At 51.3% G+C, this 12,708-nt stretch carries 13 protein-coding genes; all 13 read right to left on the bottom strand.

The window, feature by feature from the left end:
* Positions 1-4: 4 nt before the first annotated feature.
* The 13 genes from rodA to DPEP_RS09560 are packed head-to-tail and all read right to left on the bottom strand — an operon-like array spanning position 5 to position 12,685.
* Positions 5-1,093: a rod shape-determining protein RodA gene (rodA, locus tag DPEP_RS09620; RefSeq protein ID WP_241760471.1), complete on the bottom strand. Its 1,089-nt coding sequence runs from the start codon at positions 1,091-1,093 to the stop codon at positions 5-7.
* Positions 1,094-1,121: 28 nt separating this feature from the next.
* On the bottom strand, positions 1,122-1,397 hold the full coding sequence (minE, locus tag DPEP_RS09615; RefSeq protein WP_005661655.1) for a cell division topological specificity factor MinE: 276 nt from the start codon (positions 1,395-1,397) through the stop codon (positions 1,122-1,124).
* Positions 1,398-1,409: 12 nt separating this feature from the next.
* On the bottom strand, positions 1,410-2,213 hold the full coding sequence (gene minD, locus DPEP_RS09610; RefSeq protein ID WP_005661653.1) for a septum site-determining protein MinD: 804 nt from the start codon (positions 2,211-2,213) through the stop codon (positions 1,410-1,412).
* Positions 2,214-2,256: 43 nt separating this feature from the next.
* Entirely contained in the window at positions 2,257-2,931 is a 675-nt protein-coding gene (gene minC / locus DPEP_RS12880) for a septum site-determining protein MinC (protein ID WP_005661651.1), read from the bottom strand.
* On the bottom strand, positions 2,909-4,681 hold the full coding sequence (gene mrdA / locus DPEP_RS09600) for a penicillin-binding protein 2 (protein WP_005661649.1): 1,773 nt from the start codon (positions 4,679-4,681) through the stop codon (positions 2,909-2,911). The genes minC and mrdA overlap by 23 nt, the downstream gene beginning before the upstream one ends.
* Positions 4,674-5,138: a hypothetical protein gene (locus DPEP_RS12875; RefSeq protein ID WP_005661647.1), complete on the bottom strand. Its 465-nt coding sequence runs from the start codon at positions 5,136-5,138 to the stop codon at positions 4,674-4,676. The genes mrdA and DPEP_RS12875 overlap by 8 nt, the downstream gene beginning before the upstream one ends.
* Complete coding sequence (gene mreC, locus DPEP_RS09590; RefSeq protein ID WP_005661645.1) at positions 5,135-5,917, bottom strand: rod shape-determining protein MreC; 783 nt, start codon at positions 5,915-5,917, stop codon at positions 5,135-5,137. Before mreC ends, DPEP_RS12875 begins: the two co-directional genes overlap by 4 nt.
* 20 nt (positions 5,918-5,937) lie before the next feature.
* Positions 5,938-6,987: a rod shape-determining protein gene (gene mreB, locus DPEP_RS09585; protein WP_005661642.1), complete on the bottom strand. Its 1,050-nt coding sequence runs from the start codon at positions 6,985-6,987 to the stop codon at positions 5,938-5,940.
* A 32-nt stretch (positions 6,988-7,019) separates the two neighbouring features.
* The gene (locus DPEP_RS09580) at positions 7,020-7,664 is read right to left on the bottom strand and encodes a JAB domain-containing protein (protein WP_005661640.1); all 645 of its coding nucleotides are present in this window, start codon (positions 7,662-7,664) and stop codon (positions 7,020-7,022) included.
* Positions 7,661-8,287, bottom strand: a complete 627-nt coding sequence (locus DPEP_RS09575; RefSeq protein ID WP_005661638.1) for an MBL fold metallo-hydrolase — start codon at positions 8,285-8,287, stop codon at positions 7,661-7,663. The genes DPEP_RS09580 and DPEP_RS09575 overlap by 4 nt, the downstream gene beginning before the upstream one ends.
* A 1-nt stretch (position 8,288) precedes the next feature.
* A complete protein-coding gene (dtd, locus tag DPEP_RS09570) occupies positions 8,289-8,738 on the bottom strand; it encodes a D-aminoacyl-tRNA deacylase (protein WP_005661637.1) in 450 nt (149 codons plus the stop codon).
* A 6-nt stretch (positions 8,739-8,744) separates the two neighbouring features.
* Positions 8,745-11,006 carry a RelA/SpoT family protein gene (locus DPEP_RS09565; protein ID WP_005661635.1) on the bottom strand — a complete coding sequence of 754 codons (2,262 nt, stop codon included), beginning with the start codon at positions 11,004-11,006 and terminating at the stop codon, positions 8,745-8,747.
* Between the two features lie 29 nt (positions 11,007-11,035).
* Positions 11,036-12,685, bottom strand: a complete 1,650-nt coding sequence (locus tag DPEP_RS09560; protein WP_156775115.1) for a single-stranded-DNA-specific exonuclease RecJ — start codon at positions 12,683-12,685, stop codon at positions 11,036-11,038.
* Between the last annotated feature and the right edge of the window lie 23 nt (positions 12,686-12,708).

Below are 12,708 nucleotides of genomic sequence, written 5' to 3'. Positions count from 1 at the left end.
ACGATTACCTCTCAAAAGTCTGGCGCTCCATCTCGTCGGTCATACCAACGCTCGCTATCAGTCCCAAGGCAGCGGATGTAGCGACCAAGGCACTACCTCCGTAACTCAGAAGAGGAAGAGGAAGCCCCGTCACGGGAAGAAGCCCCATGCTCATCCCGACACATTCGAAGACCTGAAACCATAACCAGGCGGTCAAGGCGGCTATCATCACTTTAGCCTGCTTATCCTTGGTCTTGATCGCGATGGAGATCGTTCTCCAGAAAAGCAACGAAAAGATAGCCAGGACGGTGACCCCTCCGATGAATCCACATTCCTCGGAAAAAACACTAAAGATAAAATCCGTGTGAGGTTCAGGCAAAAAACGAAGCTTACTCTGGGTCCCTTGAAGAAATCCCTTACCCCAGATCGATCCGGATCCTACGGCAATCCTGGACTGTATGACGTTATATCCCGCCCCTAACGGGTCGAGGGATGGATCCACGAATACCAGCAACCTCTGTTTCTGATATTCCTTAAGAAAATGCCACCCAACTGGGAGCATGGCCAATCCTAGGCCTATCAGGGAGAAGAAATGGCGTTTACGGCACCCTGATGTCCATAGGGCGGCGAAGATCATGGTCGCATAGACCAGGGCACTTCCCAGATCCGGTTGGAGCAGGACCAGGACCAGACTGCACCCGGACAGTGCCCACACCTTCAAAAAGCCCGAAAGGGTCTCCAACTTACCGTATAGCGAAAGCTTGGCCAACAATAAAGCCAGGGATATCTTACCCAGCTCGGATGGCTGCAACCGAAGTCCACCGAAGGAAAACCAGGATTGAGCTCCCTTGGCCACGACTCCGGTCAACAGGACTAGCAAGAGACAACAGAGAATTCCACCGTATATCCAGTAGCCCCAACTTAAAAAACGTCTGTAGCCGATTTTCAGAACCGCTCCGAAGGCCAGTATCGAGACGGCTCCCCATATCAGCTGGCGACGAGCGAAACCAATTCCGCTGACGTTTATCCCCGATGCTGCGCTGTATATGAAGGCAACTCCCACGAAATACAGAACTACGATACAGAAAAACAGCGTAAGGTCGAGTCCCTTCAACGATTTCCGTAAGGAGTATGCCCTTTCCTCAGACATCCCTGTTGCCTCGCTGGCCCCTCCTGATATTGGTCACCGGGATGTTCGCCACCAAGGCTACTTTTTTACCCTCTCGATCGAAGTCCATCTCTATGTGTTCCGTATCTATCTCCATATAGCTGGATATCACAGAGATTAAATCCTCACGAAGCCTTTCCAATACCTCAGGGGATATGTCCGATCTATCGTTAATCAATACAAGCTGAAGCCTCTCCTTGGCGACGGACTGAGATTTTTTCTTGCTGAATATCTTGTCCAGAAAACTCATATCTGTCCCTCTCTACTTGCGGAGAAAGAACTTTTTAAAGCCATCCAAAAAACCTTCATTTTGAGACGACTTCATGTCCAGCAGGTCTATTTCCTCTCCCACTATCCTTCCGGCTATGTTCGCGAAAGCCTTGGCGGCAGGGGATTCGTTCCCCATGGTGAGAGGTTCGCCTCTGTTAGAGGAGGTTACGACCGATTCGTCCTCGGGAACTATTCCAGCCAGGTCGACTGCAAGAATTTCCAGGACATCGTCGACCGACAACATCTCTCCCTTATCTACCATTTGAGGCCTTATTCTGTTGACTATGAGCTTTATGGGCATCTTCCCCATCGACTCGAGCATTCCTATTATCCTGTCGGCATCTCTTACAGCGGAAACATCGGGGGTGGTCACTACCAGCGCCTCTCTGGCTCCTATTGCTGCATTTTGGAAGCCACCTTCGATACCAGCAGGACTGTCCAGAAGGACGAAATCGAATTCCTTCTTAAGTTCATCACAGAGACCTTTCATCTGATCGGGAGAAACTGCGTCCTTGGTCCTGGTCTGAGCCGCAGGAAGAAGGTAAAGCCCCTCCACCCTTTTGTCCCTTACCATCGCCTGCCTAAGCCCGCAATTTCCCTCTATGACGTCCACCAAATTGTATACTATTCTATTCTCGAGCCCTAGGATGACGTCGAGATTTCTGAGACCTATATCCGCATCGACGGCCACGACCTTGTAGCCTCTCTTGGCAAGAGCCATTGAGACGTTGGCAGTGGTGGTCGTCTTTCCCACTCCACCCTTGCCCGAGGTAACAACTATCACCCGTGCATCCACATAAAAAACCCCCATCTATGCAAAATCTACATAAAAAAACAAACTATTTCCGCTCGGTAACCAAAAAAGACCCTCTTTCAATGGAAATTATAACAGGCCTTCCCCACCAGTGTTGTTCCGATTGGGCCATCTCGTTGCTGACCCTACAGCCTATCCTTACCTGACGTGCCATAAAAGAATCGACGGCGATGAACCTTCTATCATCCCCTTGGGAACCGGCATGAGCAAGGCCCTGGAGCTTTCCGAAAACACAGATATTCCCTGACGCCAAAACCTCGGAACCATCGTGAACGCTTCCCAATATAAGGACGTCTCCGTCGTGAACCACTTTCTGTCCCGATCTCAGAGAACGGTCCACCACCAAAGGCTCACCGGTACAGATATTTTCGCCGGAGGAAGTATCGTCTTCTAAGGAAAAACCCGATCTCCGAAGAAGAAGGAGCGATTCTCTATCCTCGCTCTTCCAATATTTCACATTTAAGGACATCGGCCATATAAGATCCTCCAGAATCCGAACGATCGATATCCCATCCAGACGTCTGGAATCGGTCTCCAGGACGATACCTATATCGCCGATCATGGAAGAGGCCTTCTCCAGGGCTTTTCTAGCCTGAGATAACACGATCTCCAAAGGACCATCTACGGACAGCAACAACCTCAGTAGACTGCCCTGTCCTTTCAATATAACCATATCCTCATTCGCCTTTTCCTGAAGCACCGCCGGGACCTCCTTCGTCGTTTTTGACCAAATACGCCAGAAGCTGACCAACTATGGGAGCTGCGGCGATGCTGCCATGCAATCCTTCCTCTACAAAAGCTACGGCAGCATAGCGTGGATTTTCCACCGGAGCGTATCCTCCAAACACCGCATGATCCTCTCCGGAATTTTGGACTGTACCGGTCTTTCCGGCTACAGAAACTCCGTAGATACCGGCACGCCGTCCCGTTCCTTTCGGTTTGACCACAGCGGCCATTCCATTTTGAACCACTTTGAGAAATTTAGGCGAGAGGCCGAGATTAATCGGGGCAGAAGCCGCATCGCAGAATAAATGAGGTCGCAGCAATTTCCCCGTTGCAACAGCTCCGAACTGTCTCAATATCTGTATAGGTGTCATAAGAAGAAATCCCTGACCTATCGAGTAGTTAACAGTATCACCTTTGTACCACCTATCTCCGAAACGTCTTTCTTTCCACTCTCGACCAGCGATATTCCCCTCGGATTCACCGGGAAGATCGATCCCAGTCTTTAATCCTACCCCAAATACCTTGCCCCATCGGACCAACGAATCTATTCCGACTCTCTGTCCGACCTCGTAAAAATAGACATCGCAGGAATCTCTCAGGGCTCCGACAAGGTCCTCGTTTCCGTGCCCCCAACGTCTATGACAACGAAATATTTGATTCCCAAGCTCGAACTTTCCGGAGCAGAAGAAAGTCGTCTTCTCCGTTACGACACCATCTGCTAGTGCCGCATAGGCAACGACAGGCTTATAAACCGATCCGGGAGAGTAGGTTCCGCTTATCGCTCTGTTCATCATGGGCCGATGGGGGTCGGAGACGAGATCTTTCCATTCCTTGGAGGAAACGCCCCAGGCGAGAGGATTTAGGTCAAAGGTAGGGTTGGAGTAAAGCACCTTCACCCCCCCAGTCTTCAAGTCCATAGCTATGACGGCACCTCGACTCTCCCCCAGGAGATCGGCAGCGAACTTCTGCGCCCCCAGATCGAGGGTTAAAGACAGATCTTCTCCCGGAACGGGCTTTCTGCCGGACAGGACCCTCACGAACCGCCCTCTCGCATCGACCTCCAGGACTTTGTGTCCCGGGTAGCCCTGTAGACGGTCCTCGTAAAAGTGCTCGACTCCTCCCTTGCCTATCACGTCACCACCGACAAAACGAGAGGTCTCGCCGTCCTGTCCCAATTCCTTGAGCTCCTGCTCCGAAATCTCCCCAACGTAGCCCAAGACATGACAGACGAGAGACCCTATCGGGTAGGTCCTTCTCCAGACGGGAAGGTGAAAAAGCTGTGGAGGAAACTCGGGATCCCCGACCAGATCCGTTACCTGCGGTAAGGTCAAGTTACGGAGCAAAACTACGGAACGATATGGTACGATGTACTGTTTCTTTATCCTCTTCTCCAGGATTTCCTCGGAAAGGGGGATTCCATGTCGGGTCAACAGATCGGCGAAACCGGACAGTATCCCCTCTTTTCTAAGGTCTAACGGATACCCCACTATGTCGAACGTCAGAACGTTGTTCGCCAGGAGCACTCCGTTGGAATCGAGAATTCTTCCTCTTCTTGCGGGAAGCCTGACCACCCTTAATTTATTGGACGTCGCTAATTTGACGTACTTGTCGGATCGAAAAACCTGGTAATACAACAAACCGCTGAACAGGATCAACATAGAGAGCATCAGTGCTATCCTTATCAGACGAAGTCTAGAATTAAGCAAAACCTTATCGTTAAACATTTTCTCTCCTGTAAAACCAGCAGTAATAGAGCCATGATATCAGAATGAAAGGTACGGTAAGCAACACCCAGGCTCCAAGGGAGGCCGTCCCTATAGGCAAACCAGCCTTCGATAGCACCCATCTAAATAAGGCGACTAAACTCGAATTCACAGCAATGAAAGAGAGGAAAAGATAAGGGATCCTGCCTTCCTTAGGAACAAAGGACCAAAAAAGGCTTGAAATCATGTAGGCGGCGCCAAACAGGGCACCGTGCATTCCAGGCACCCCGGTCCATCGAAGATCTATGAGCAATCCTCCTATGAAAGCTATCCATATGTAGCTGTGCTCCGCCGTTTCATCGATCAATCCCACGGTCAGCAAGGTCATAAGGAAGATATCGGGAGAGTTGGTCCACCCCAAAAACAATGCCTGAAGAAAGTCCTGCAGACACCAGGCAAAGATCAAGGCTACCGTCATGGCAACATGTCCCCTCTACGAAAGACCTTCACGTCGTAAAGTCTGGATAGGTCGGCCCCGGAGGAAATCCGATATTCACGATATCCCTGTTCGTTTTCCCTTATATCGTCCGTCACAGTTCCGACTGGAATCCCCGGAGGGATTATCTCGCTGATCAATGCCGTGTCCAGGTTCATTCCCGCTTTGATCTCGGAATCCAACGGTATATAGCAAAGCCATATTCCTCCCATGCCGTCTCCGACTACCACGCCGACATCTCTAGTCTCCCTTACCACCACCGGTATCATCTCTTCCGTGGAGGCCAAAAGGGTAATCCACGATTTGCTTCCGTCCACACGGTTCACCCGGCCTATTAAAAAACCTTTTTGTAAAACCGGATCTCCAGGGGAGATACCATCCATGCCGCCTTGGTTTATCCTTATCTCCTCCCACCAGCTCAGAGGCAATCTTAGGTCCACCATTGCATTCACGGTTGATTTCAAAAGAGTATCCCGCAAATCCAAAGCGTCTTTGAGATGAAGAGAGAGAAAAAGAGCGTCGTTTTCCTCCTCCATTTTAGACATTTTGTCTATGAGAAAGCGCCTCTCTAAGACCCATTTACGTCCCGTCCTGTAAAGCCCTCGAAGATGCGTCGCTGGCTGCTCCAGCCAGACGAGACAATCGGTCCAAACCCCCATGGCCTTCTCGGTAAATGGACTACCGGTACCGAGAGTCAACACCAGGCCTAGAGCCACGGCACATAGTCCAGATATTACGTATCCCTGACGATTCTCCGTCATGCCATCCTCCGAGATCTATATCAACGGCTCCCCTTTTCCACGGACATCAAGACTTTTTTCATAGCGTTCAGATCCTCAAGGATCTTGCCGACTCCCTGAGCTACGGAATGCAACGGGTCATCACATAGGATAACCGGAGCGTTCAAAGCCCTCGAGAGACGCTGATCCAAACCACGAAGCTGACATACCCCGCCGGTCAAGACGATCCCCTGATCGACTATGTCCTTCGATAGTTCCGGAGGGGTCTGCTCAAGAGCTACCTTGACCATGTCCTCCACTCTGGACACTAAAGGATCAAGGGCTTCCCTTATCTCGGCAGATGAGACCGTCGCTACTTTAGGCAAGCCGTCCGCTAGATCCCTGCCCTTTACCTCTATCTCTACCTCTTCTCCCGTAGGTAGAGCTGATCCGATTTCCATCTTCACCGACTCCGCTGTGGTCTCTCCTATCAAAATGGCGTGCTTCTGCCTCAACATGGCTATTATGGCATCGTCCATGTCGTCACCGGCCACCCTCAGGGAGTTGTTGACCACTATGCCTCCGAGGGACAATACAGCGACCTCACTGGTCCCCCCTCCTACGTCTAGAATCATACTTCCTATGGGTTCCTGTATGGGAAGCCCCGCCCCCAAAGCAGCCGCGATCGGCTCGTCGACGACGTAGGCCTCTCTGGCTCCTGCACCCAAGGTCGCGTCTATGACGGCCTTTTTCTCCACCTCTGTTACCTTTGCCGGAACGGATATGACTACTCTGGGTCTGGATTTTATGCCTGCCCCTCCGGTAAGCTGGAGAAAATGACGTATTATGGCCTCGGTCATATCGAAGTTGGCTATTACCCCGTCCTTCAAGGGCCTTATCGTGGACACTCCCGCAGGGGTCTTTCCGGCCATAGCCTTGGCCTCATGCCCAAAGGCTATTACCTCGGCCTGCCCGCCCCTTTTTCTTTTTCTAACCGCCACGGCGGAAGGCTCGTCCAGAACGATCCCCTCACCACACTGATAGACTACGACGTTGGACGTTCCAAGATCGATACCTATATCGTTGCCCAAAAAACCAGAAAAGAAGCCCACCTTTAAGTTCCTCCTCTTTATCCTTGCCCCTATTACTCCACCGCAGCTATACCCAGCCTGGAGACTATATAGTGACCATGAAATCGAATACCCAAGGCGTCCAGTCTTTCGCGAACGATCCGGGTAAGCGTTCTGTCTTCGGCGCTGCTTTCCAAAGAGCCGTCGGGATGATTGTGCACCAGAACCACTCCGTAGGCATCCAGACGAACTGCGACCCTCATGAAATGCCTGATATCCAAACTAGCTCCGTCAGGACCACCAAAGGAGATCATCTCCTTGGATAGGAAACGCTCTCTATCTCCGAGGAAGATAGCCACGATAAACTCTCTGGGCTCGTCGGAAAGACGTACCTGGATATCCTTCAGCTCGTCCCTCCAGGAGAGAGGTCTGGACGGATCACGGCCGTTATAGATAGCTAATCTCCTACCTATCTCGACGGCGGCCGCAAGACTGGCCGCTTTTGCACCCCCTATGCCCTTAAAGGAAAGATACTCTTTTACCGATGCTCTGGTAAGACCTCCCAAGCCTCCAAATCCATCCAATATGGACTCGGAAAGACCGAGGACATCTTCCCCGCCTCCGCCAGTCCTCAACAATATGGCGAGCAACTCGACGTCGTTCAGAGCCGTTGCTCCGTTTCTGAAAAGCCTTTCTCTCGGAAGCTGATCCTCTGTCATGACAGGAACGGGTTTTCCCGCCTCTCGGTCCCTATGGTAGTTTCCGGACCGTGGCCGGGAAGCACGAGCATATCTTCGTCTAACGATGCCACCCTTTGCAGCGATCCGGACATCAGTTCCGGCACGCTACCCGGAAGATCGGTCCTTCCTATGCTCCTGGCGAAAAGGGTGTCTCCCGCCAAGAGGAGTTTGTTCTCGCCGTCTCGAACGACAACGCAGCAGCTCCCTCTGGTATGTCCGGGAGTGTGGATCACCTGAAGATCCATCCGTCCTACGGAAAGGGGACCCCCCTCCTCAAGATATCCCGTGGCAACGACCGCAGGGCACTCGGTTCCCAGATTGGAAGAGAGGTTTTTGTCCCTATCGCAGAGCATTTCTTCGTCCTCTCTGTGAATCCATACGTCAGAACCAAACCGTTCTGACATCGCAGCGGCACCGGCTATATGATCTCCGTGTCCATGAGTCAACAGTATAGCCTTGACGTCTATTCCATGATCCTCCACCCATTCAAACACATCCGTCGGGTCACCTCCGGGATCGACGAAGAAGCCAACTCCATCATCATCCCAGAGAAGATAACCGTTCGTCCAAAGAGATCCCAAGGGAAAACGCTTCCATTTCATATCACATATCCTCCGGAGTATCCACTATTAGAGTAACGGGCCCATCGTTGACGATATCAACGACCATGTGGGCCTGAAAGACTCCGGTCTCCACAACCAGGCCTTTCTCCTTCAAAGCTTCGACAAACGCATCGTAGAGACTTTTCGCCATATCGGGAGGAGCCGATTTAACGAAGGAGGGACGACGTCCTTTACGACAGTCTCCATAAAGGGTGAACTGGGACACCAGCAGAACCTCTCCCCCCACCTCGCTCAGGGAGAGGTTCATTTTTCCAGAGTCGTCCTCGAAGACTCTCAATCCGGCTATTTTATCCGATAACCAACGGACCTGTCTCTGCCCATCTCCTTGACCTACGGCAAGAAAAACACAAAATCCCCTGTCGATACTCCCGGTCTCGACTCCGTCGACCGATACGGCAGCTCGGGATACTCTCTGGATAACTGCTCTCATTGAAGATTACCCCCTGGACACGTCTATGACATTTTTAACGGTATTTATCCTGGCTATAACGGCGTAAAGATGCTCCAGGTTCCTGACCGTTACCTCCAGTTTCATTCTGGCCTGCCCTCCGCCTATCTGGTTGGCTTTCACGGATAACAAACTGGACTCGGCCTTGGTGACCGCCTGAGCTACGTCTGAAAAAAGTCCGGGACGGTCGAGTCCTTCTACCAAAATCCTGGCATCGTATCTCTTTTTAAAGGTATTTCCCCATGCGACGCTGATCAACCTATCGGAAGAGACGGACGAAACGTTGGGACAGTTTTCCTTATGTACGGTTATCCCTCGAACTCTGGTCGCAAATCCAACTATGGAGTCTCCCGGCACCGGTCTACAACAATTAGCGAGAGACACCAATACGCCATCGGCTCCCTCCACGACTATATCTGCGTTGCTGTCTTTTTTATCGAAACCGCCTTTGCCATCGCCTCTCAGGTCGGATTTACCATCGTGGCTGGATAAGATCGAACAAATTCTAGCAGCGATCGGACCTGCGGACTGGTTGTTGGATCCCACCGCGAAGAAAACATCGTCGCCGTTATTGTAACCCATATCTCTGGCGACCCTGTTCAAAGCAGCGGTGATCTCTTCCGGCGAATGGGAGCTCTCCTCACTGCTGGACAGGCGTTTTTTCAACTCTCTATCAACCAGGTCTCTGCCACGCTGTAGGGACTCCGCTTTGGCTATCGAATCCAGATGTTTAAAATAGGTCCGGATCTTGGATTTAGCCTTACTGCTCTTCGCTACCTTGAGCCAATCCCGGGAGGGTTTCCCCTGGGAGGAGGTAAGAACCTTTACGATATCACCGTTTTGAAGTTCATAATCGGTGGGAACTATCCGGTTGTTTACCATCGCTCCTACGTATTGATTTCCAACCTGGGTATGTACGGCGTAGGCAAAATCTACCGGAGTAGACCCCCGAGGAAGCGATTTCACGTCTCCCTGAGGGGTGAAGACGAAGACATCGGAGGTAAGGACATCGTCCTTCAGCCTCTCCATAAATTCATCGGGACGGGTTTCCTGACCGCCCTCTATGGCTTTCCTGATCCATTCCAGCTTGGCATCCAGGTCGTCCATCTTGTCGGCACCTTCTTTGTAGCGCCAGTGGGCAGCTACGCCGTACTCAGCCAGCCAGTGCATCTCCCAGGTCCTTATCTGAACCTCTAAAGGCTCGCCGGAAGGACCTACCACCGTAGTGTGAAGCGATTGATACATGTTGTTCTTGGGGTTGGCTATATAGTCGTCGAACTGCCCCGGTATGGGCTTCCATATGGTGTGGACTATCCCGAGAACCGTGTAACAGGTCGTGATATCGTCGACTATGATCCTCATCGCCAAAAGATCGTAAAGTTGGTCGACGGAAAGCCCCTTTCGGTTCATTTTCTCGAGAATACTATAGAAATGTTTTGCTCGTCCTTTTATCAGGGCATCTATTCCCTGAGAGTTGAGCTTTTCCTCCAGCACATCTATGGCCTTCTTTATTGTAGCCTCCCTCTCGGGTAGCCTTTTCTGGACCTTCTTCTTTATCTCATAATACATATTGGGATCGTAATACTTGAAAGCCAGGTCCTCCAGAGTCCTCTTGACCTGATATATTCCCAGTCTATGGGCCAAAGGTGCGTATATCTCAAGGGTCTCTTTGGCTATCCTCTGCTGCTTGTCCTTCCGAAGGGCCCCTAGGGTTCTCATGTTATGGGTCCTGTCCGCCAGTTTTATAAGAACTACCCTGATATCCTTGGCCATGACCAGAAACATCTTTCGGAGGTTCTCTGCCTGGTAGTCCTCGAAAGACTTGAAAGGAAGTTTTCCCAGCTTGGTTACCCCGTCGACCAGTACTCCAACCTCTTCGCCAAACCGTTCTGCCAGGGCTTCTTTGGTGACGACGGTATCCTCTATACAGTCGTGCAACAAGGCGGCCTCCATGGTTTTGACGTCCATCTTCATATCGGCAAGTATCGATGCGACATAGACACAATGAATTATATAGGGTTCGCCGGTCCCTCTCTTTTGCTCACCGTGAGCCTCGGCAGCGAATATCAAGGCCTCGCCGAGCTCCATAAGCTCTTCCTTGGAAAGATAATGGGAGACCTTCGACCACAACTCCTGCCAGGCAAACTTTACAGTTACAGATCTTTGAGACATGGGAATCCGCCCCATAAAACTATCTCTAAGGGATATAAGCTCCCTCTTGCTGGGCGATTTATCGGTTTCGTTCGTCAAGGTTCTCACCTCCGGAGTAACCGTCAAGTTTAGCAGGATAGGACTATCTTCTCCACCAAGAACTGCAAATTTATTCTGCCCTTCCATTGATTGAGTCGAGGTCTGTATAGCCATCCAGCGATATTATCCATCTCTCGATGTTGTTCGGCTCCGTTGAAAGCTATTAGAAAACCTGACCCCACGTCGATTTTACAGTGGATTTCCCCTTTTCCGAGAGGCAAAAGTCTTTCCCCTCCCCGCCTAGGGATAAAAAAACATGGGAACGGGTTTAACTGCCCGAAAGGTCCTATGGTACGTAGGTCCCTCCACAATGCCATATCGAAACGGGAAAGATCATATTCTATGACGGTCTCTACGGTCCGTTCAGGGACTATGGATCTGAGTTTTTCCGAAAGTCTAGAGGATAGCTTTCCCCATCTGGAGGGATCGACGGAAAAACCCGCTGCATATGGGTGGCCGCCCCATGCGGTGAGCATATCGTCCAGTTCTGACAATATCCCGACGGCGTTGGCTCCCTCCGGAACCCTCAAGGTCCCCTTTATTCCGCTTCCCGAAGGTGCCGCCAGAGCAAACCCCTTATCGTAGGAATGACAGAGACGACTTGCTATGGCGCTCAACACCCCTACCGGCCATCTATCATCATAGAGAACGTGCTCCATATCTCTCTTTATTTTTTCGGCGATCGCCGACGAGATATCGGCGGAAAGGTCTTTTCTCCTGCGATTCAAAGCATCCAGCCTATCAACATCACCTGCCACGTTTCCCGTTCCGAGAACGATAGAAAGGGCCAGATCGGCCACGTCCATTCGCCCCGCGGCGTTGAGACAGGGAATAACCTTCATCGCCAAGGTCTCTTCGTCCAATACGGCGGTCGAAACTCCCAGGCGAGCATAAAGCTCCTTGATCCCCGATCGTCTCGTGTTTCGGAGCATCTCAAGTCCCCTGTCGACCAAGACTCTGTTGAGCTTGCCCATAGGCACGCAATCGGCCACGGTAGCCAAGGCCACAAGGTCCAATCTCTCCTCCAGCCATCTTCTGGAAACGATGGACGAGACAGCGGCCCAACACCAGAGAACGGATGTAGCACAGAGATTTCTGGCCTCCTGAGAACCGCCCCTTTGGGGATTGACGAGGGCGGGTAAGTCGATCGTATCTCCGTCCACCGAGTGATGATCGAAGACGATGACGGCCATACCGCCATCGACCGCCTCCCTCAAGGGCTCCACGTCTTTGGAACCACAATCGGTGATTATCAAGGTCTGGACCCCTTGAGCCAAAGCCCTTCTGATCAGGGGAAGATGTACTCCGTATCCTTCTTTCTGTCTGTGAGGAAGATAGTAATGAACCGAAGAGGCACCGGAAACTCCTGCCAATTCCACCGCTAAGGCGGTGGAGGCTATCCCGTCTACATCGTAATCGCCGTATACCAGAACGGAACTACCGGAGACAGATCTTTTCCATGTATCCACAGCCTCTGAAACTCCGGGACCGAGCTCCAGAGAGGATAAAGATTCATCGATACCTCCGACACGGAAGTTCTCTATATTTATCAGGCCATCTTTTTCTCTGGAACTCAAGACAGCTGCTACGACATCCGAGCAGTTCATCTTTTCGGCTATCTTCAATATCTCGTCGTCGATGGATATAAGTCTAATGTCGTCGAATGTACAGGTAGGCAACACTTATCGAAACAACTCCTTCG

It is taken from the genome of Dethiosulfovibrio peptidovorans DSM 11002, from assembly GCF_000172975.1.
GTDB lineage: Bacteria > Synergistota > Synergistia > Synergistales > Dethiosulfovibrionaceae > Dethiosulfovibrio > Dethiosulfovibrio peptidovorans.
The sequence above is the reverse complement of the archived record's forward strand: the minus strand, read 5'-3'. Positions and strand labels throughout refer to the sequence as shown.